The organism is Flavisolibacter ginsengiterrae DSM 18136, assembly GCF_059568575.1.
The window spans coordinates 298,348-320,017 of record NZ_JCANTR010000003.1 but is presented as its reverse complement, the minus strand read 5'-3'; the positions used below and the strand labels follow the sequence as shown (position 1 = coordinate 320,017).

Below are 21,670 nucleotides of genomic sequence, written 5' to 3'. Positions count from 1 at the left end.
TATTGATACCCAGTTAGAGGGTAAAACTATAAATAAGCAACATGAGTGTTTTAATATTTGTTGATCACATAGATGGGCACATTAAAAAGGCTTCCCATGAAGCATTAAGCTACGGCGCTAAAATAGCAGAACAGACCGGCACAACAGCCGAAGCAGTTATCCTGGGATCTGTTAATGAGGACCTGGGGACCTTGGGTGAACATGGAGTAAAAAAGGTTTACCAGGTACAAAATGACCAATTACAGCAATTTGACTCGCAGGTTTATACTAAGGTGATAGCACAAGTGGCCGAAAAATCTGGCGCCAAAGTGATCATATTTTCCAATAACAGCAGTGGAAAGGCATTGGCTCCGAGGGTGGCTGTTCGTCTGAAAGCAGGCCTGGCTGCAGGCGTGAATGCTTTGCCTGATACCACAAATGGATTTAAAGTACGCAAAAATGTTTTTTCAGGAAAAGCATTTGCCCAGGTAGCCATCAATACCGATGTAAAGGTGATCTCTTTAAATGTAAATGCTTTTACAATCACAACCACCGAAGGCAAAGCGGAAATCGTTCCATTTGAGGCCTCCATCGAATCACCAAAATTAAAAACTGTTGACACTACCAAAACTTCAGGTAAGGTTAGCCTGACAGAAGCGGATGTGGTAGTAAGCGCTGGAAGAGGACTAAAAGGTCCTGAAAACTGGGGCATGGTAGAAGAACTGGCAGATACCCTGGGCGCAGCCCTGGCCTGTAGCCGACCCGTGGCTGACGCACACTGGCGTCCACACAATGAACATGTTGGGCAGACAGGTATAGCTATCGCTCCCAATTTATATGTAGCAGTCGGTATCAGTGGTGCTATTCAACATTTAGCAGGTGTAAACCGAAGTAAGGTGATAGTTGTGATCAATAAAGACCCTGAAGCTCCTTTCTTCAAAGCCGCTGATTATGGTGTGGTAGGAGATGCTTTTGAAATAGTGCCTAAATTGACAAGTGCTATTAAAAAAATGAAAGGGCAGTCCTGAGTTCTGTCATTAATATAAGAAGTTGGTTTATTGAATTGGCGTCAACAGGGTTATAACGTGGAAGTAAAGGCTATATTTTTGTAATGAAATAAAGCCTTCCAGGTCACTATAGCTTGTTTACCCTGAGTTTTCAGGTTTTGGCTTAAAATCTGTAGGTTTGCAAACCTTAGCAAAAGCGTTGTTTTATTTATAGTTATGAAGAAAATAGAATTGGAAATTGTGGCACTATCACACAGTATAACTCAGACACATTCTTATGCTGTAGTGCTGGGAGAGGTAAATGGTTTGCGCAGGTTGCCAATAGTAATTGGTGGTTTTGAGGCACAGGCTATAGCCGTTGCTTTGGAAAAAATGCAACCTAGTCGTCCCCTTACACATGACCTGATGAAAAACTTCATGACGGCATTTAATATTGAACTTCACGAAATAATCATCTCTGACCTGCAGGAAGGCATATTTTATTCAAAACTGGTTTGCTCTTCCGATAATGACACAATTGAGATAGACTCAAGGACCTCTGACGCACTGGCCTTAGCGGTACGTTTTGGTTGCCCTGTCTATACCTACGAGCATATATTAGAAAGTGCGGGCATACTAATGGAAGATCCGGGCACTACCGGCAAAAAGAAAAAATCTCCTGCCATTTCCTCTCCCGAAGAAGAAGCCGGAAGTAAAGGTGATTTAAAGTCCATGAGCCTGGAGGACCTCAATACCCTGCTTAATGAAGTATTGGAGCAGGAAGACTACATCAGGGCAATCGCTATCAGGGATGAGATCAATAACCGCAAGAAGGATTAACATGCTTTAACAGCTTCCCTGTGATCACTTTTCCAAACTGCAAGATCAACCTGGGCCTGCATATAACCGGGAAACGTAACGATGGTTACCATGATCTTGAAACTGTATTTTACCCCATTCCTTTTTGTGATGGATTAGAGGTTATTCACAACCAGGATCCACATACAGAATTTTCCATATCGGGACTTCATATAGAAAATTCCAAAGAAGATAATATTTGCTTTAAAGCTTATAATGTATTAAAAAAGGTTAATCATACCCTCCCTTCTCTGAAAATGCACCTTCATAAAGTAATTCCTGCGGGTGCAGGCTTAGGCGGCGGGAGCGCTGATGGTGCATTTACCTTATTGCTGATCAACCAAAAATTCAACCTGGGACTAAATGAACAGCAATTGATGGAGTATGCCTTACAACTCGGCAGCGATTGTCCTTTCTTTATTATAAATAAGCCGGTGTATGCAACAGGAAGGGGTGAAAGAATGGAACCCGTGAAGCTTGATTTATCTAACTATACAATTGTTTTGATCAACCCGGGCATTCATATAAGTACGGGTTGGGCTTTCTCCCGTATCCTGGCTGCCCCACGGAATGATCAATTGAAGAACATCATTGCGTTGCCAGTTTCGGAGTGGAAAAACCTTCTTTATAATGATTTTGAAATTCCAGTATTTGAGCAGTTTCCAGTCATCAAAGAAATAAAGGCACAGCTTTATGATAAAGGTGCAGTTTATGCCTCCATGACAGGAAGCGGATCTACTGTTTTTGGTCTGTTTGAAAAGTCAGCTATGCTGCATTTCGATCTTCCTCCTCATTATTTTATGAAAACCATATAATATCATATTATACGCTTCGCTTACTTTTGCGCCAGAATTTATAGCATGGAAATTTATAAGGAGTTTTCTTTTGATTCAGCTCATTTTCTTCCCAATGTTCCTGATGGACACAAGTGTAAAAACATGCATGGCCATACTTACAGGCTTCGCGTTTTTATTAAAGGACCTATTGATCCGCAATTAGGATGGATCATGGATTTCAAAGAATTAAAAGACGCACTTTCTGGTGTTATTGACCAATTGGACCACCAGGTGATCAATGAGATAAAAGGCCTGGAAAATCCTACGGCTGAAAATATAACTTCTTGGATATGGAAACAGATCAAACCATTGCTCCCGCTTTTGCACAAGATCGAATTGTATGAAACTCCAACTACAGGAGTTATATATTATGGCGAATAGACCTATGCCGATGTTATAATGCAATTTCACTTCAGGAAATTTGTTTTGAATTGTTTACAGGTAATTAACTTACGCTCCTCTACTGCACTTCTGATTTTTATACTGAAGCAAGGCTTATATTGAATATCATAACATATTTCATTATTTTTGAAAAACAATTCATGTAATGAAATTCGAGGGTTCTTTTTTATCCACCAACCTTGACCTGCTCAATCACTAACCTTAGTGCTGTTTCTAACGGTTACACGTTCCTGTTAATTCATAAACTTCATTACCATGCAAACAGTCAATGTTACAGAACATACTACACAATATTATTTAGACCTCGAAGAAAAGTACAGTGCCCATAATTATCATCCCCTTCCCGTGGTATTATCCAGGGGCCAGGATGTTTTTGTATGGGATGTTGAAGGCAATCGTTACTATGATTTTTTAAGCGGCTATTCCGCAGTAAACCAGGGTCATTGCCACCCCTCTATTATAAATACGCTGGTGGAACAGGCTCAACGCCTCACCCTGACAAGCAGGGCTTTTCACAATGACATGTTGGGTGAATATTCGAAATACCTCACAAGCCTTTTCAATTACGACAAGGTGTTGCCCATGAACACTGGTGTGGAAGCCGTTGAAACAGCTATTAAGCTGGCAAGACATTGGGGTTACCTTGTAAAAGGAATAAAAGATCAGCAGGCTAAGATCATTGTTTGTGAAGGAAATTTTCATGGACGCACTTCCGCCGTCATTTCTTTTAGCACAGACCCATCTGCACGCGATAATTTCGGACCTTACATGCCGGGCTTTATACAAATTCCTTTTAATGACCTGGAAGCTTTAGAACAGGCCCTGGAAGATGAATCGGTAGCTGGTTTTTTGGTGGAACCTATTCAGGGAGAAGCAGGCGTGGTTGTACCTGTTGAAGGCTATTTGAGTACTGCCTGGGAACTATGCAAAAAGTCAAATGTTCTGTTCATAGCTGACGAAATTCAAACCGGATTGTCCCGCACTGGTAAAATGCTGGCCTGCGACCATGAAAATGTTCATCCAGACATATTGATACTGGGAAAGGCACTTAGCGGCGGATGTTTACCCATAAGCGCTGTTTTAGCAGATGACGGGATCATGCTGACAATCAAACCTGGTGAACATGGTTCTACATATGGAGGAAATCCTCTTGCCTGCAAGGTGGCCATTGCAGCACTGGAAGTATTACAAAATGAAAATCTTTCAGAAAATGCAGCAGCTATGGGCGATTACTTCAGGAAACAGGTGCAGGAGTTGAATAGTCCTCATATCGATTGTATCAGGGGCAAAGGTTTATTGAATGCCATAATCATAAAACACCATCGGAATGATGCTGCCTGGGAACTGTGCCTGGAATTGAAAAATAATGGCTTGCTGGCCAAGCCCACCCATGGAGATAAAATAAGAATGGCACCCCCGTTGACCATAAACAATGAACAAATTGATGATTGTATGGAAATAATCCGGAAAAGTTTATTAATCTTGAACTGAAGCCAACCTTATAAACCATCCTCGTTGACCAGGAATTTTACCAACTGAAAAATTGATCATTGGAATGGACATTCATTTACATCACACTGAAGAGCATTTAGAAAGCAGCGATTTTATTAAGGATATTGTAATCGGGATGGCGGATGGATTGACTGTTCCCTTTGCCCTTGCAGCTGGATTAAGCGGTGCCGTAGATACCACCAGCATCATAGTCATTGCAGGCATTGCAGAAATAGCAGCAGGATCAATTGCCATGGGCCTGGGGGGATACCTCGCAGGCAAAACCGAGCAGGATCATTATAACAGTGAGAAAAAAAGAGAATATTACGAGATAGAGCATTTAAAACATCTTGAGATCGAAGAGACCAAGGAATTCTTCGCCAATATTGGTCTCAGTGAAGAACTCCAGGAAAAAGCTACCATAGAAATTTCAAAGGATAAAGACAAATGGGTGGACTTTATGATGAAATACGAATTGGGCCTGGAAGAACCCGATCCAAAAAGAGCCGGTAAATCCGCCTTCAATATTGGTGTTTCTTACATCGTTGGCGGGTTGGTGCCACTATCACCCTACTTCTTTGTTGATCATCCCATCGATGGTTTAAAATATTCCGTGATGGTAACCCTTTTATGTCTTTTCATCTTCGGCTGGTTCAAAAGCAAGATCACCGGGATCAATCCCTGGTGGGGAGCTATACGTGTTACCCTTATCGGTGCCATGGCCGCCGCTGCTGCCTTTATGGTGGCCAAGATGTTTGAAGGAAGGTAATTCAACATACATATATCGTTAGAGGTTGTCATAGGATTTTTGGCAACCTTTCTTATTTCATATAATCATGTTCGTAATAGCAATACTGAAAACAATTAAACAGGTACTATAAAAAAAGACTGCCTTTTGTGCAGTCTGTTCTTATTAGTTTATTTGGATTTATTACCTAAGGTCCACAACTTCAACCCCCGGGTATTTTGCTTTATCAAAAATGAAGTAAGAGTCAGGTATGGATGGAGAAGCCTTTAAGGAATTTACTACATAGCTATAACGCTCACCCGTCTTTTCCAGGAATTTTGCACTATATATCCTGTTAGTTGCCTTATCAATCAAAACATAGATCTTATGAAAAGGTCTTGTTTTATCTGTAGGCGTTAATTCAATTTCCTGCAATGATTTGCCACCTTCTTTTTTGGCTCCATTTAATTTATAATAGAAATCCCTGTCATAAAAATTGGTAAATAACTTTTGGGGAGTCATGGCACTGCCATTCGCATTGACATTATCTACTGTCACTTCATTGGCACTCTTATCAAAATTCCATGTAGTTTTTCCATCGGAATAAATCTCCATTCCATCAAGGTTTACTTTATACCTGTTGCCCTTCATGGTCACCACACCTTTTTTAGAGGAAAGCACTTTCCCCTGCGCATTTTCTACGTTATAGGTAAATGTTGCCTGCGGTGCATTTAAGGATTTGAAACCGGAACTTACCTTATCCAGGATCTTTTTGGCATCCGGATCATTCTGGGTTGGATTTTTTCCGGTTTGCGCCTGTACTGCAAGTGTCAATAAGAAAAAGCTCAGCAGAGTAAATAATTGCTTCATTAAATTCTGATTTGATTATAAATCGGGGCAAATATAGCCTTTACAAGTACTTAGAAGGCAATTGGCATACCGTGTTTAACCATCCTTTTGATCTTAACACTAACTTAAATTATCCAGGTATTCGAGCAGTTCGGATTCTGTTTTTATTAATACTTCACGTGCCTTGCTACCCTGGTTGGGACCAACTACGCCTGCGGCCTCCAGCTGATCCATCAACCTTCCCGCCCTGTTATATCCAAGCTTCATGCGGCGCTGCAATAGGGATGTAGAACCTATCTGGTTTTGAACGATCAGCTTAGCAGCATCTTCAAATAAGGGGTCTTTATCAGAAGCATCAAAATCCTTGCCTTCCAGTTCTTTTTCATCAACATACTCAGGAAGCATGAAGGCCTGTGGATATCCTCGTTGATCAGCAATAAACTCCACTACCCTTTCCACTTCTGGCGTATCAACAAAAGCACATTGCAACCGGACAATTTCTCCATTATAAGATATCAGCATATCTCCCTTTCCAATGAGTTGCTCTGCTCCCCCGGCATCAAGGATGGTGCGGGAATCGATCTTGGATGACACTTTAAAAGCAATACGTGCAGGGAAGTTGGCCTTAATGGTTCCGGTAATGATATTTACGGAAGGTCGTTGGGTAGCAATAATGAGGTGAATTCCTACAGCTCTCGCCAGCTGCGCCAGGCGGGCAATAGGCATTTCCACCTCTTTTCCGGCTGTCATGATAAGATCGGCAAACTCATCAACCACTAATACAATAAAAGGCAGGTATTGATGGCCTTTCTGCGGGTTTAATCTCCTTTTGGTGAATTTTTCATTGTACTCCTTGATATTCCTGGCTCCCGCTTCTTTTAACAGGTCATAGCGGTTATCCATTTCAATACAAAGCGCATTCAGGGTATTGATCACTTTCTTGGTATCGGTAATTATGGCATCTTCTTCTCCGGGCAATTTGGCAAGGAAATGTTTTTCAATATGCCTGTAGATACTAAGCTCCACCTTCTTGGGGTCAATCAATACAAACTTCAACTGGGATGGATGCTTCTTATACAACAGTGAAACAAGAATGGCATTTAAGCCCACTGATTTACCCTGTCCTGTAGCTCCCGCCATCAGCAGGTGGGGCATGCTGGCCAGGTCTACAATGAAGTTTTCATTATCGATCTTTTTACCAATGGCAATGGGAAGGCTGAAGTTGTTATGCGTAAATTTCTCTGAAGCTAACAGGGTTTTCATGCTAACCACCGTCTTCTTGAAATTGGGAACCTCAATACCAATGGTACCTTTTCCAGGTATGGGTGCTATGATACGAATTCCCAGGGCTGCCAGGCTCAATGCAATATCATCTTCCAGGTTCTTGATCCGCGATATACGAACACCTGCTGCAGGAACTATCTCGTATAAGGTTACCGTAGGTCCGACGGTGGCACTTATTTTCTGGATCGTAATGTCATAATTTTTCAGCGTATTGATGATCTGGTTTTTATTAGCCTCCAGTTCCGCCGGATCCTGAACGATCTTTTCACTTCCATGGGCCTCCAGCATATCCACTTTTGGATACTTATAATCACGTAGGTCCAGTGTGGGTTCATATGGCGGCAGGTCACTGTAATTTTTTTCCGAAACCTCGTCCAGTGATATCTCTTCAGGAGATTTTATTTCCAGGGGTAGATCTTCTACCACATCTTTCTTAGAAGGCCTGGGCGCAGGGATCTCTTCCGGTTCTTCCGCAGGTTCAAATACATCGTGTTTATGCAAAATATCATCAACTATCTCCTTTTCAAAAACCGGTTCATTGATAGTGAGCTCATTTTCATCTTCATCCTTTTCTATTACCTGGAATCCATTTCCTTCATCTTCCAGGTTTCCTGAACCATTTATGAGCATGCCGCCTTCCCCTTTTAAAATATTTCCTTTTTCAGGGATTTCTCCTGCGCCATCTTCTGCATACAGGTCATTAATAGAGGCAGGTGTCAGTGCGGATCTCATGGCCGGTGCTTTAGGCCCTTCTTCCTCTGTTTCCTCCTCTTCCTCTATGATGCCCTGGTCAGAATTTGTAGCCCTTTTCCAATCAGGTACATTAAAAGTCGGGTTGAATTGCCAGATCAGGTAAGAAATACCCACCACTAATAATAAAGCGGCTGTACCGAGGCTGCCAAGGAAATTGGTCAGCCAGTTGCTGATCATGTCACCCACTCTGCCGCCAAATGGAAAATCTGCGCTGGAAAATATGAAGGCGAATGTTACCGAAACGATCAATAAACCAATGGTGACATATTTAAGGTTTCTCCAGATGGAGAATACCTTACGGTTTACCAGTAAATTGATACCAACAACAAAAAAGAAAGTGCAGAAAAGCATGGAAGCTATTCCAAAACCCCTGTAAATAAAAAAATGGGATATATAAGCTCCAAGTCTGCCCAACAGGTTAGCCACCCTTGTCTCATTATCAGTAAGAAAAGAGGAATCATTATTCAGCACCTTATCCTGGTCTTCTTTCCAGGTAAAGAAATAAGATACAAAAGCAATAAAAAGAAATATAGATGTAAGCAGGGATAGTGTGCCTATGATTTTCCAGGTGCGTTCATCACGGGCCAGTTTTTTAAGGTCTACCTTTTCTTCTTTATCTGTTTTGAATTTATCAGCAACAGGTTTGGTGCCTTTTTCCTTTTCGGATTTTTCTGGTTTTTCCGCAGCAGCTTTAGGTGTAGTGGATTTCTTTAGCTTGTTAGCCATAGAATCAAAGATAGTAATATGAACAATGAAATGCAGGCCAGCAGCCTGTTTAATCCAAAATAAACATTATTTTTTGATAATACCGAGCAGCAGTAAAATCCATCCAATGATAAAGAGTAATCCACCTACCGGAGTTATAATGCCAATATAGGTTGGGATGGCTTTATTCATGGCCTGCATAGATACGATCAGGTAGAGCGACCCGGAGAAAAAAACTACGCCCCCGAGGAAAAGCAAGCCTGAATAATTAAAAAAACTATTGGCTGTTCTTTCTGTCAAAATACCTACCAGGATAAGCGCCAGGGCATGGTACATCTGGTATTGAACTCCTGTCTGGTAGGTGGCAACCGTTTCAGGTGGCACCAGTTTCTTTAAACCATGAGCACCAAAAGCGCCTAAAGCAACGGCCAAACCGCCTAACACGGTGCCAAGTATCAAGAATATTTTATGCATAGATTCATTGTTCATGAAATATACGTTCAATTAATTTGTCAAGGTTTACATCATCATCATTAATAATGACATTCGCCTGTTGGTAAAAGATCTTCCTGTTTGAAAATTTCTTAATGATAAAAGCTTTCAGCTTTTCTTCCGGCACTTCTTTGATCAATGGCCTTTTATCTTTTTCCTTAACCAGGCGATGATACAAACAATCAACCGAACAGTTTAGCCAAACCACCGTTCCCTTCTTTTTTAAATAATCTATATTATTATAATAACAGGGCGTTCCACCACCGCAGGCCATCACAAAAGTTTCATGACTTTCGGTTAGCATGTATAGGACCTCTTTCTCCAGCAGCCTGAAATGTTCCTCACCATGTGTAGAAAATATTTCGGGGATTTCTTTGCCGGCATGTTCAGTTATTTTTTCGTCAAGGTCAAAGAAAGGAATAGAAAGCTTACGGCTTAATTCCTGCCCCCAGTGCGTTTTACCACACCCCATAAAACCAATGAGAAATATTTTCATATGAATATGCCCGTCTGCAAATCTACACCTACAATTAAACTGCTGAAAATCAAACCAGGTTACCTCCTCAATGTATATTCATTGAGCAATGCCCAAGGTAGGACTATATACTATTTCGCTATAATTTATTTCAACAATGCTTCTTATTTAAAAGCATTTAAGCCTGTAACATCCATCCCCGTTATCAACAGGTGCACATCGTGTGTGCCCTCGTAGGTAATGACACTTTCAAGGTTCATCATATGACGCATGATACTGTATTCACCTGTGATTCCCATTCCTCCCAACATTTGTCTTGCGTCCCTGGCAATGTTCGAAGCAATTTCGCATGAATTGCGTTTAGCCATCGAAACCTGTTGGGGAGTAGCCCTTCCTTCGTTCATCAATGTCCCAAGCCGCCATACCAGTAATTGCGCCTTGGTGATCTCGGTGATCATTTCAGCCAGTTTTTTTTGTTGCAACTGGAACCCGCCAATAGGCCTGTCAAACTGTATCCTTTCCTTGCTATAGCGTAAGGCTGTGTCATAACAATCCATGGCTGCACCTAAAGCACCCCAGGCAATGCCATACCTGGCTTTTGTGAGGCAGCCTAAAGGACCTTTCAAACCCTTTACTTCGGGGAATATATTTTCCTTGGGCACTTTTACATTATCAAATACCAGCTCACCCGTGGCGGAAGCCCTGAGACTCCATTTACCATGAGTGGTCGGAGTGGAAAAACCTTCCATGCCTCTTTCCAGTATCAATCCCCGGATATCTCCTGCTTCATCTTTGGCCCACACAACGGCTACCTGGGCAAAGGGAGCATTCGAGATCCACATCTTACTTCCATTTAATACATAATGGTCCCCGGCATCTTTGATATTGCTTAGCATTCCCGCAGGGTTGCTCCCATGGTCAGGCTCTGTAAGTCCAAAACAACCCAGCCATTCACCACTGGCCAGTTTGGGCAGGTATTTTCTTTTTTGTTCTTCACTTCCGTAAGCAGCAATCGGAAACATGACCAATGACCCCTGAACGGATGCAGTAGACCGCACACCGCTATCGCCTCTTTCCAATTCCTGCATCATCAAACCATAACTGATATAATCCAGTCCGCCGCCACCATATTCAGCTGGTATGGTGGGTCCAAAACATCCCAGGTCACCCAACTCCTTTACGATCTGCAACGGGAACTCTGCCTTCTGAGCATAATCCTCTATTATTGGAGAGATGTGTTTTTTGACATAATTCCGAACAGTGTCCCTAATGAGTTTATGTTCCTCTGTCAAAAGTTCATCTACAAGGTAATAGTCAGGTGATTGAAATTGATCTGTTGCCATGCCGGCAAAAATAGTCGATAAGTCAATTGGTTGTAATAGAGGGCGAAACGCCTATAAATGGATGTCCAATATGCTGGAGAAGTTCCCGTGAAAGATATAGCATGTAAAAATTACACAGAGTGTCAATTACCTGGCACCGAAAGTTTGCGTCCAATAGCTCCCAACTTTGGCAACGCCCATTTCCTTGTAGCCTTTATTCATAATGTTTTTGCAATGCCCTGGACTTTTAAGCCAGCCATCTACCATTTCCTTTTCATTTTTATATCCCATTCCAATATTCTCACCATACATCATCCAATGGTAACCTGTCTTTTCAATCCTGTCACCTGCTTTGAATCCTTCAGGGGAAACATGACTGAAATAATTCCTCTGGTACATATCATTGGAATGTTCAAATGACGCTTTCTCCAACTGCTCATTCCACACTAAGGCCGGTGCCGGATAATAAAACGTATCACCACATTTACACCCTTTTTTACGGGCATCATTCACGAGTTTAATAATTACCAATTTATTAAGACCTATTGAAGGCCCAGGTCCTGGAAATGTATGATCCATAGAAAACCCTGTTATAGAAGTGCAGCATGTCAATATAAGAACGATGGGAAAGGCTATCTTCATAATGAAAGCTTAACGATAACAGCCATCCAAAATTGCTCCGTAAATAGTTAAAGATTTGTTGGTTAACTATATCAATTTAAACACGGTTAAAACCTGGTAATCCTTTCCGGGAACACTCTAATTATGCTCCAGGTAACTCCTCATTTCCAGCTGGTATTGCTGCGCTACTTTCCTGGCAGCTTCCGCAAAGTCCTCACCGGGAGAAGCGTATATAATGGCACGACTGGCATTCACCAGCAATCCACAATCAGCTATCATTGCTTTTTCAGAAATATCTTTCAAACTACCCCCTTGTGCACCAACCCCGGGCACGAGCAGGAAATGATTGGGAATGATCCTTCTGATGGATTCAAATTCCTCAGGCTGCGTTGCGCCTATCACATACATGGTATTCTCATCCGAACCCCAGAGAGAAGAAGTGGCAAGTACCGTTTCATAGAGATAATGGGTTTCATCTTTTGAAATATGAATGCCTTCATCCAGTGTCTCTTTATGTTTAACCAGTTTTTGTAACTCGAAATCACGGGAACCATGATTTGATGTTAATCCAAGAATGATTGTCCATTTATCACTGTATTCCAGGAAGGGTTTCACACTGTCCTCCCCCATATAGGGAGCTACTGTAATAGAATCAAAAGGTAAAGCTTCAAAGAATGCTTTAGCATATTGAGAAGATGTATTTCCAATATCCCCACGTTTGGCATCAGCAATGGTAAAATGGGAAGAAGGAATATACTTTACGGTTTTTTCAAGGGCGCTCCATCCCTTCAATCCCTGTGCCTCGTAAAAAGCTGTATTGATCTTATAGCCTATACACAGATCTTTAGTGGCATCAATGATCTGCTTGTTAAATTCAAAAACGGGGTCTTCTAAAGAATGTAATTGAGCTGGTATTTTTGACGGGTCTGTATCCAACCCAACGCAAAGATAGCTTCGCTTTGAAAAGATCTCCCCAACCAATTGCTTACGTGTCATACAGCGAAGATATAGCAGAAGGGATTATACCCTACCCTGCAGTAGCTTGTTAGTTGCTGCATCTAACTGTGCCAGTACCTGCTCCTCAATTTCTTTTGAATTCCATTTCTCCTCTATGTCTGGCCTGGACATGATTGTTTGCATAATCGACTCTTGTTTCTCACTGTTTGCCAGTGCTTCACTATATCTTATTTCAGGCCGGAAGGTAACCTGGGAATAAGCGGGTATCCATTTATCAGGATAGTGCTCATGAAGTTTGGATTCTATTTTTTTCTGCAGCAAAAACTTAGGGTCAGCCGTTTTGGCCCTCATTTCCACAAAATTATTTACTGCCAGGTCGGCTATGGCATCTGCATCCGGTTTTCGCTGAGCCTGGAATTTGGATAATATTGTTTCCCAATCATCACCATGCAATTCCATTAACTGGTTCAAAATGCTGCAGTCTTCAAATCCTGCGTTCATCCCCTGCCCAAAGAATGGAACGATGGCATGTGCAGCATCACCAATCAAACAAAATTTATTACCGCGTATCCATGGATAACACTTAACCGTGACCAGCGACGAGGTTGGGTTATGAAAGAATTGTCCTGTAAGGTCAGGAATGATTTTCACAACATCCGGAAATGTTGATGCAAAAAATGAGGCAACCGCCTCTGTTGTGTTGAGCTTTTCAAATGACATTGGCCCTTCAAAGGGAAAGAACAAGGTACCCGTAAATGATCCATCAGTATTAGGCAGCGCTATCAGCATGTAGTCCTTACGCGGCCAGATATGCAGGGCATTTTTCTGCAACAAAAAACTATTATGATCACCTGCAGGGATAGACAGTTCTTTATATCCGCAATCAATATAATACTGGTGATAATCAAATTTATTGTGATGCAGCATATGTGCCAGCCGGCCCGCAGAAAATGCACCGTCGGCAGCAAAACAAACTGAAAAAGAAATAGTGGATAATGCATCATTTGCTGTTCGGAATGTGATCTCATTCTTCTGCCAGTCAATATCTTCACATTTGTGCGCAAACAAAATGGAAACACCATGCTGTTCTGCAAGATCCATGAGCCTGCAATTCAGTTCTCTTCTTGATACAGAATTGATATACTCTCCTGCCTTACCATAGGGTTGAAAGGCCTGGCCACCTTCCGTTGTATGAATAAAGCGACCATGCATAGGAATGGCGATGTCCAGGATCCCGGCGGCTATTCCCACTTCCTGTAACGCTTTAATACCCCTGTTGCTCAATGCCAGGTTTATGGAACGGCCGGCCTCCACGGCTTCCCTGCGCATATCATTACGCCGCTCAAATATCGTTAAACTATATCCCCTCTTTGCCATGTATATGGAAAGCAATGAACCTACCAATCCGGCGCCTATGATGACCACTTCTTTTTTCATTCTTTGTCTAATATGGTTTGAATGATGTTACCAAATGTCCAGACATCTTCAAAGCTGTTGTATAATGGTACGGGCGCCAGCCGGATCACATTGGGCTCTCTCCAGTCAGAGATCACCCCATGATCGATCAGTGCTTCAAAAATGGCTCTTCCTTTCTCCAACATCAAAAGAGAAACCTGGCAGCCATGTGCATCTTGCGGTGTGATAAGCTGTATCACTTTCTTGTGATGCTTTTCATTGATCTCCCTGAGTATATACAATAAATATTGAGTAAGCTGTTTACTTTTTACAACCAGCGACTCCATACCTGCTTTATCAAAAATGGCCAATGCAGCTTTATGTGCAGCCATTGAAAGAACAGGTGCATTGCTTACCTGCCAACCCTCTGCTGTAGGAATGGGATCAAAATTCGGATGCATTTGAAAACGGTTCTTCTTGGAGGTACCCCACCAACCTGCCAGTCTTGGCAGATCAGTATTCATCGCATGCTTCTCATGTATATAAGCACCGGCAACACCACCGGGACCAGAATTTAAATATTTATAACTGCACCAGCAGGCAAAGTCTGTGTCCCAGTCATGTAGGCGCAGTTGAATATTTCCTGCAGCATGCGCCAGGTCAAATCCTGCATATGCTCCATGTTGGTGTGCTGCCTTTGTTATGGCAGCCATATCAAATACCTGTCCTGTATAATAATTAACCCCACCGAAAAGCACTACCGCTGTATTGCTTCCATGTTGATCAATCACATGAAGAATATCTTCGGTTCGTATAATGCTTTCTCCATCTTTTGGATGGATCTGGATAATAGCTTCGGCAGGATCAAATCCATGAAACTTTACCTGGCTTTCCAATGCATATTGATCAGAAGGAAACGCCTTGGCCTCGCAAATGATCTTAAACCGCTCCCTGGTGGGCCTGTAAAATGTGGCAAGCAATAGATGCAGGTTAACCGTCAACTGGTTCATAGCCACCACTTCCGTAGGCAAAGCACCGGTGATCCTGGCAAGCGGCTCTGCAAAACATTCATGATAGTTTACCCACGGGTTACGGGCATTGATATGTCCCATCACCCCCAGCGCTGCCCAGTCTTCCAGTTCCTGGTTGATGTAGTCAATGGTTGCCTTGGGTTGCAGCCCCAACGAGTTGCCATTAAAATAGACAGCATCCTTGTTATTGTGCTGTGGTATAAAGAATTGTTTCCTGAAATCCCTTAACCGGTCTTCATTATCTAATGCCCTTGCAAATGCAATGCTATCCTGGTATTCCATCTTAATCAATTGTTGCTATCACTTTTAATTCTATAGCTATGGGTGTAGGTAAACTTTTTACTTCAACTGTAGTTCGGCAGGCCTGAACATCCCTGAAGTAATCATTATAGATCTTATTATAGGTTGGAAAATCTTTTTCCATATTGGTGAGAAACACGGTTACATCCACGATCTTTTCCCAGCTGCTGCCAGCAGATTCCAGCACTGATCTCACATTTTTAAATACGGCATGACACTCAGCTTCGATATCATAAGAAATGATTTGTCCTGATCCGTCCAATTCAAGACCAGGTATGCTATTGTCCTCTGCATTCCTTGAACCAATACCGGAAAGGAATAAAAGATTGCCCACTTTCCTTGCATGGGGATAGGCACCCAATGGCTTTGCCGATTTATCCGTTTTGATGATCTTATCCATGGTTTTGATTCATTTTCTTATAACTCAACACAGACATTTTTTGCTTCTGTAAAAAAACGAAAAGCCTCCCAACCACCTTCTCTTCCCACACCACTATTCTTTACACCACCAAATGGTGTACGAAGGTCGCGCAGCAACCAGCAATTGATCCATATGATGCCAGCCTCCAGCTGCATAGCTGTTTTATTAGCTATTGATATATCCTGTGTCCATATGGTAGCAGACAAACCATAGCTGCAGGCATTGGCAAGCACAATGGCTTCTTCTTGTGTATTGAATTTTTGAAGGGTTACCACTGGCCCGAATATTTCTTCTGTATTCGTTTCGCAATCAGGCCCTAATCCTTCTATTATGGTAGGCTCGATAAAAAAGCCTTTATCACACCGACCGCCGGGGTTTATTACATTGCCTCCACATACAACGGTACCTCCTTCTTTTTTTGCCAGCTCAATAGCCCTTGTTATTTTTTCAAAATGTTGCCGGCTTACAATAGCTCCCTGTTTTGAATCCTGATGTAGTGGATCTCCTACACGCAACTGCTGCACCCTTTCAATGAATTCCTTTTTGAACTGATCATAAACGGATGCTTCTATAATGATCCTGGAACCACAAAGGCAGATCTGTCCCTGGTTGGAAAAAGATGACTGGATGGTTGTTCTCATCATCTTATCCCAATCGCAATCCGCAAAAATGATGTTGGGATTTTTCCCTCCCAGTTCCAGTGATAGTTTTTTGAACATAGGAGCGGCAATGGAAGCTATACGTTGTCCGGCCCGTGTGCTACCGGTAAAAGAAATAGCTTTTATAGCAGGATGCCTGATGATAGCTTCACCCGCATGTTCACCTTTTCCATGGACTATATTTAAAACACCATCCGGAAGACCGGCTTCCTTGCAAATCCTGGAAAGTAAATAAGCACTGACAGGTGTCACTTCTGAAGGCTTGGCTATTACACAATTTCCTGCAGCTAATGCAGGTGCTATCTTCCAGGTAAAGAGATATAGCGGCAGATTCCATGGAGAAATACAGCCAACAATACCTACCGGTTGCCTCAGTGTATAATTGATGGCTTTACCTTCCATGGAATGACTCTCTGCCGCAAAATGCATAATACCCGTTGCAAAGAACCTGAAGTTAGCTGAAGCCCTGGGTATATCTACCTTTTTACTTAACCATAAGGGCTTGCCATTGTCAGTAGTTTCGGCCTGCGCCAGTTCATCTGCATTGGCATCTATAAGGGTTGCTATACGGTTCAATAGTGTGAACCTTTCTTCCGCGGAAGTATTGCTCCATTGTACAAAAGCTTTTTTGGCAGCAGCAACGGCTGTTTGAATATCCTGGTCATTACTATCAGGTACATGGTTAAATAGTGCTCCTGTAGCAGGATCAATATTTTCAATATAATTCCCTGATGAAGGTGCAATGAAGTTTCCACCAATATAATTTTCCAGGTAAAGCGGGATGGATAGATCCATGTTTGGTTTCCTTATTTATGAGTTACGGGGCACTTTAAATGCTCCCTGTTCTGCCACCATCCACAGGAATGCTGGTTCCATTTACATAAGCAGCGGCAGGTGAAGCTAAAAAGGCTGCCACAGCCGCAATCTCGGTTGCCTCGCCAAAACGTTTGGCAGGCACTTCTTCCATCATTTCCTTTTCCACAATTTCAATACTCTTTCCCTTGAGTTTCGATGTGGTCTGCACAAGCGATTCCAGCCTGCTGGTCCTAGTGAATCCCGGCAATATATTATTGACCGTTATACCAAATTCACCTAATTCATTCGACATGGTTTTTGCCCATGAGGCCACACTTCCGCGAATGGTATTGGAAACACCCAGGTTTTTTAAAGGTATCCTGACGGATGTGGAAATTATATTTATGATCCTGCCAAAATGTTCCTGCTTCATGCCTGGTATCACCGCGGTAGTAAGAATATGGTTAATGATAAGATGTTGTGTAAATGCCTGGAGGAACTGGTCTTCTGTAGCATCAATAATAGGCCCTGCCTTAGGCCCCCCGCTGTTATTTACCAGGATATGGATAGACTTACCAGTGCAAATCTTTTTGATCAATTCTTTTACGGCTTCTGTTTCGTTGAAATCAATCACATAAAAGGAATGAGATTGCCTTAGCGTGGTGTCAAGCTGGCTGACAGCTATCTTCAGGTTTTCTTCATTCCTGGCCAGTAAAATGCAATTGGCACCCATCAGTGCCAGTTCCTCAGCAATAGCATAACCTATTCCCTGGCTGGCACCACATATTACAGCGTTGCGGCCTTCCAATGATAAATTCATACTTTCAAACTTAAACAGATTTGTTGTAATTTTTAATTTGAATTCACAGGGTATAACGGTTATGGAAAAACCTGTTACAACTAATGATACAAAAACGCTTAAACCCTTTATATGATTGCTGCTCCGTTTAATCTTAAAAAATGGATAGATGAAAACCGTTCCCTTTTAAAACCACCTGTGGGAAATCAATGTATTTACAAGGAGGCCGAGAATTTTATTGTTATGGTTGTCGGGGGTCCCAATGCCAGGAAAGATTATCATTACAACGAAAGCGAAGAGCTTTACTACCAGGTAGAAGGTAATATAGTTGTAAAGATCATCGACAAGGGCGTGCCCAGGGATATAGCCATCAATGAAGGAGATATCTTCCTGTTGCCACCTCAAACACCTCATTCGCCACAAAGACCTGCCAATACCGTAGGACTTGTTATTGAAAAGATCAGGGAGGAAGAAGAGAACGAGGAAGATGCCTTTATGTGGTTCTGTGAAAATTGCGGTAACAAATTGTATGAGGAATCAGTATTTGTAAAAGATATTGTAAAACAACTACCACCAATTATGGAACGCTTCTATTCAAATGAAGCTTTACGCACCTGCAGTAAATGTGGCACGGTCATGCAGCCTCCTCTAAAAGCTGTGTAAATAATTTGAATTAATTAGGGATTACACCGGGGTTACATTTTCTTTGTAGCCTTTGCAGTCAAATGAAAATTGATATACACACCCATATAATGCCCTCTCAAATGCCAAACTGGGTGCAAAAGTTTGGTTATGGTGAATTCATTCATTTGGAACACCGCAACTGCAAGGCATGCATGATGAAAGGCGACAAAGTTTTCAGGGAGGTGGAAGAAAATTGTTTTGATGCCGCTGCACGTTTAAAGGACATGGATGATACCGGTGTGACCACGCAGGTCCTTTCCACCATTCCCGTTCTTTTTAATTACTGGGCGCGTCCACAGGATGGTTATGAAACATCCCGTTTCTTAAATGATCACATTGCCGAAACAGTTGACAGGAATAGTAAAAGATTTATTGGTATCGGTACAGTGCCTTTACAGGATGTTGACCTCGCCATTAAGGAAATGGAGCGCTGCATACAGGAATTAAAAATGCCGGGCCTGGAGATCGGCACAAATATCAATGGAAAGAACCTGAATGAAAAGGAGCTGTTTCCATTTTATAAAAGGGCTGAAGAACTTGGGTGTTCCCTGTTCATTCATCCCTGGGAAATGATGGGTGAAAAGGATATGCCGCAATACTGGCTTCCATGGCTGGTGGGTATGCCTGCTGAAACAACACGTGCCATTTGTTCCCTTGTTTTTGGTGGTGTATTTGAAAACTTTCCATATCTGAGGATTGCTTTTGCCCATGGCGGAGGAAGCTTCCCTTATACGATTGGCAGGATATCTCATGGCTTTGAAGTAAGACCTGACCTAACGCAAACAGATAATAAAATTGACCCGGCAGATTATTTAGGCAGGTTCTGGGTAGATAGCCTGGTACATGATAAACTCAGTTTTGCATTTTTACGGCAAACTGTGGGTGATGATAAGATCTGTATGGGGAGCGATTATCCTTTTCCCCTTGGTGAGCACCGTCCCGGGGAATTGGTGGAAGCATTGCATTTATCACCAGTGGAGAATCATAAGCTTTTGTATAAGAACGCGATCGACTGGTTGGGCATGAAGGCTGAAACCCTTATGTAGAAAACAACTGGTTTTGTCTCTTTTGCATTTCGTCTGCAATAGTATGTTCGTCAGGTGTACCCTGTTTCAATTCAGAGATAATATTTTGATAGCTTTCCTTATCCCTGTTCTGGCTTAATTTGAAAACATTCTCTATTGACTCTACATGAACTTCAAATGCCACAATTGCTTTCATCAATCGTTCAGTGTACTCTTTAGGTAAATTGTCAAACGTAGTTGAAGATGCAGCATTGTAATTTTCAAAATGAGCACTGGTCTTTTGTAAAACACTGACCAATCCCGCATCATCTAAAAACCGTAGTTGTCCTCTTACGTGTACCGACATATAATTCCAGGTAGAAGCCTGGTGAGGATCACTGTATAAGGTGGCGCTGACATAGCAATGATGTCCTGTAAATACACACAACACATTAGCATTCTTTTCAAACGCTTTATGATGATCCGTTTGTTTCATCATATGTCCTGTCAGAAACAGTCCGCCTTCCTTTTCTTCAATAAATACAGGGATCTGTGTAGCCACTGGTTTTCCATCGGTGGAACAACCTGTTATAAAAGCGAAAGGATGGTCATGAATAAAATCCATGACCACCTTCGGATCATTTTCTTTGAAATAAGGAAGACTATACATCAGGGAAGCTCTTATTTTTCTTCTACCACTTCAGCTACTTCTTCACTTTTCATATGCGCATTGCGCATGGAAACACTTCTTGCCACCGTACCTGCAAATTCAAGGAATGCGTTCCTGGTGATCTCATCATCATTCAGCATGGCCGGCACTCCAATATCACCACCTTCTCTTATGCTCTGCACCAATGGAATCTGTCCCAGGAAAGGCAGATCATATTCTTCGGCCAGGCGCTTGCCACCTTCCTTACCAAAAATATAATACTTATGGTCCGGCAGTTCAGCCGGCGTAAAATAACTCATGTTTTCTACAAGCCCAATGATAGGCACATTCATCTGCGCCTGTCCAAACATGGCTATGCCCTTTTTAGCATCAGCCAGTGCAACATCCTGTGGTGTTGTAACGACTACTACTCCTGTAACAGGTGCTGTCTGCATTAAGGTAAGGTGTATATCACCCGTGCCCGGTGGCATATCGATAACCAGGTAATCCAGTTCTCCCCATTGTACATCCGTAATGAACTGGCGGATGGCATTACTTGCCATGGGACCTCTCCAGACCACTGCATTTTTCTCATCAACCAATAATCCAATGCTTAGTAATTTAATACCATAGCGATCCAGTGGAACGATCATTCCTTTTCCGTTGATCTCGGTCATCATGGGTCTTTCTCCACGAACGCCAAACATAATAGGTACACTGGGTCCATAAATATCCGCATCGAGCAATCCCACAGAAGCGCCTCCTTTGGCAAGGGCCAGCGCCAGGTTAGCCGAAACAGTGCTTTTTCCAACACCGCCTTTACCGCTTACTACAGCAATAATATTTCTGACGCCGGGTAACACGGTACTTTTATCAGCCCTTATAGTTGTGGTACTGGAAGTGAAATTTACTTTTACGACAGCATCAGGTTGCACCTCTTTTAAGGCATTGATGCAGGCGTTTTTTATATGGTCTTTTAAAGGACAGGCCGGGGTGGTGAGAACAACAGTAAAGGATACATAATTGCCATCGATCTCGATATCCCGTACCATGTTGAGTGTAACAAGGTCTTTCCCAAGATCAGGCTCCTGCACTGTACTTAGCGCCTGCAACACATTATCTTTTGTCATACTGTAAATGTTAATGAACTCGCAAAGTTACTTTAAACAAACATCCCTTTTCCTGATATAACTCAT

22 protein-coding genes are annotated in these 21,670 nt (G+C 42.2%); 8 read left to right on the top strand and 14 right to left on the bottom strand.

The annotated features are described in order from the left end of the window. Positions 1-41: 41 nt before the first annotated feature. The 6 genes from BP74_RS05200 (at position 42) to BP74_RS05175 (ending at position 5,321) form a co-directional block, all read left to right on the top strand. The gene (locus tag BP74_RS05200) at positions 42-1,007 is read left to right on the top strand and encodes an electron transfer flavoprotein subunit alpha/FixB family protein (RefSeq protein ID WP_496371760.1); all 966 of its coding nucleotides are present in this window, start codon (positions 42-44) and stop codon (positions 1,005-1,007) included. Positions 1,008-1,202: 195 nt separating this feature from the next. Then, on the top strand, positions 1,203-1,805 hold the full coding sequence (locus tag BP74_RS05195; protein WP_496371758.1) for a bifunctional nuclease family protein: 603 nt from the start codon (positions 1,203-1,205) through the stop codon (positions 1,803-1,805). A 20-nt stretch (positions 1,806-1,825) separates the two neighbouring features. Continuing rightward, positions 1,826-2,638, top strand: coding sequence for a 4-(cytidine 5'-diphospho)-2-C-methyl-D-erythritol kinase (ispE, locus tag BP74_RS05190; protein WP_496371756.1), 813 nt, complete (start codon positions 1,826-1,828; stop codon positions 2,636-2,638). 45 nt (positions 2,639-2,683) lie between these two features. Next, positions 2,684-3,040: a 6-carboxytetrahydropterin synthase QueD gene (queD, locus tag BP74_RS05185; protein WP_496371754.1), complete on the top strand. Its 357-nt coding sequence runs from the start codon at positions 2,684-2,686 to the stop codon at positions 3,038-3,040. Positions 3,041-3,316: 276 nt separating this feature from the next. Next, the gene (gene rocD / locus BP74_RS05180) at positions 3,317-4,552 is read left to right on the top strand and encodes an ornithine--oxo-acid transaminase (RefSeq protein WP_496371752.1); all 1,236 of its coding nucleotides are present in this window, start codon (positions 3,317-3,319) and stop codon (positions 4,550-4,552) included. Between the two features lie 64 nt (positions 4,553-4,616). Next, positions 4,617-5,321 carry a VIT1/CCC1 transporter family protein gene (locus BP74_RS05175; protein ID WP_496371750.1) on the top strand — a complete coding sequence of 235 codons (705 nt, stop codon included), beginning with the start codon at positions 4,617-4,619 and terminating at the stop codon, positions 5,319-5,321. A gap of 162 nt (positions 5,322-5,483) precedes the next feature. Here the strand turns inward: BP74_RS05175 and lolA1 are convergent, their stop codons facing one another. From lolA1 to BP74_RS05115, 12 genes are all read right to left on the bottom strand, one after another. Continuing rightward, positions 5,484-6,149 (bottom strand): outer membrane lipoprotein periplasmic chaperone LolA1, encoded by a 666-nt coding sequence (gene lolA1, locus BP74_RS05170; RefSeq protein ID WP_496371748.1) that lies wholly within the window; start codon positions 6,147-6,149, stop codon positions 5,484-5,486. Positions 6,150-6,248: 99 nt separating this feature from the next. Further along, positions 6,249-8,891, bottom strand: coding sequence for a DNA translocase FtsK (locus BP74_RS05165; RefSeq protein ID WP_496371746.1), 2,643 nt, complete (start codon positions 8,889-8,891; stop codon positions 6,249-6,251). Between the two features lie 66 nt (positions 8,892-8,957). Then, positions 8,958-9,344: a DUF423 domain-containing protein gene (locus tag BP74_RS05160; RefSeq protein ID WP_496371744.1), complete on the bottom strand. Its 387-nt coding sequence runs from the start codon at positions 9,342-9,344 to the stop codon at positions 8,958-8,960. Positions 9,345-9,348: 4 nt separating this feature from the next. After that, positions 9,349-9,858 carry a shikimate kinase gene (locus BP74_RS05155; protein ID WP_496371742.1) on the bottom strand — a complete coding sequence of 170 codons (510 nt, stop codon included), beginning with the start codon at positions 9,856-9,858 and terminating at the stop codon, positions 9,349-9,351. A 143-nt stretch (positions 9,859-10,001) separates the two neighbouring features. Then, a complete protein-coding gene (locus BP74_RS05150; protein WP_496371740.1) occupies positions 10,002-11,180 on the bottom strand; it encodes an acyl-CoA dehydrogenase family protein in 1,179 nt (392 codons plus the stop codon). A gap of 126 nt (positions 11,181-11,306) precedes the next feature. Beyond that, complete coding sequence (locus BP74_RS05145) at positions 11,307-11,801, bottom strand: CAP domain-containing protein (RefSeq protein WP_496371738.1); 495 nt, start codon at positions 11,799-11,801, stop codon at positions 11,307-11,309. A 117-nt stretch (positions 11,802-11,918) separates the two neighbouring features. Continuing rightward, positions 11,919-12,776: an orotidine-5'-phosphate decarboxylase gene (pyrF, locus tag BP74_RS05140; RefSeq protein WP_496371736.1), complete on the bottom strand. Its 858-nt coding sequence runs from the start codon at positions 12,774-12,776 to the stop codon at positions 11,919-11,921. A gap of 24 nt (positions 12,777-12,800) precedes the next feature. Continuing rightward, positions 12,801-14,174, bottom strand: a complete 1,374-nt coding sequence (locus tag BP74_RS05135; protein ID WP_496371734.1) for an FAD-dependent oxidoreductase — start codon at positions 14,172-14,174, stop codon at positions 12,801-12,803. After that, complete coding sequence (gene kynU, locus BP74_RS05130) at positions 14,171-15,445, bottom strand: kynureninase (RefSeq protein WP_496371732.1); 1,275 nt, start codon at positions 15,443-15,445, stop codon at positions 14,171-14,173. Before kynU ends, BP74_RS05135 begins: the two co-directional genes overlap by 4 nt. A 1-nt stretch (position 15,446) precedes the next feature. Then, positions 15,447-15,863, bottom strand: coding sequence for a RidA family protein (locus BP74_RS05125; protein WP_496371730.1), 417 nt, complete (start codon positions 15,861-15,863; stop codon positions 15,447-15,449). A 17-nt stretch (positions 15,864-15,880) separates the two neighbouring features. Next, positions 15,881-17,338, bottom strand: coding sequence for an aldehyde dehydrogenase (locus tag BP74_RS05120; RefSeq protein ID WP_496371728.1), 1,458 nt, complete (start codon positions 17,336-17,338; stop codon positions 15,881-15,883). Between the two features lie 34 nt (positions 17,339-17,372). Then, positions 17,373-18,158, bottom strand: a complete 786-nt coding sequence (locus BP74_RS05115) for an SDR family oxidoreductase (RefSeq protein ID WP_496371726.1) — start codon at positions 18,156-18,158, stop codon at positions 17,373-17,375. 111 nt (positions 18,159-18,269) lie between these two features. Between BP74_RS05115 and BP74_RS05110 the strand changes: the two genes are divergently transcribed. Both BP74_RS05110 and BP74_RS05105 read left to right on the top strand, forming a co-directional pair. Then, positions 18,270-18,800, top strand: a complete 531-nt coding sequence (locus BP74_RS05110; RefSeq protein ID WP_496371724.1) for a 3-hydroxyanthranilate 3,4-dioxygenase — start codon at positions 18,270-18,272, stop codon at positions 18,798-18,800. A gap of 62 nt (positions 18,801-18,862) precedes the next feature. After that, positions 18,863-19,867, top strand: coding sequence for an amidohydrolase family protein (locus BP74_RS05105; RefSeq protein ID WP_496371722.1), 1,005 nt, complete (start codon positions 18,863-18,865; stop codon positions 19,865-19,867). On the opposite strand, the gene BP74_RS05100 is transcribed toward BP74_RS05105, so the two are convergent. Both BP74_RS05100 and BP74_RS05095 read right to left on the bottom strand, forming a co-directional pair. Further along, on the bottom strand, positions 19,860-20,495 hold the full coding sequence (locus tag BP74_RS05100; protein WP_496371720.1) for an FMN-binding negative transcriptional regulator: 636 nt from the start codon (positions 20,493-20,495) through the stop codon (positions 19,860-19,862). The two genes, BP74_RS05105 and BP74_RS05100, sit on opposite strands and share 8 nt — an antisense overlap. 11 nt (positions 20,496-20,506) lie before the next feature. Beyond that, positions 20,507-21,604, bottom strand: a complete 1,098-nt coding sequence (locus BP74_RS05095) for an Mrp/NBP35 family ATP-binding protein (RefSeq protein ID WP_496371718.1) — start codon at positions 21,602-21,604, stop codon at positions 20,507-20,509. Between the last annotated feature and the right edge of the window lie 66 nt (positions 21,605-21,670).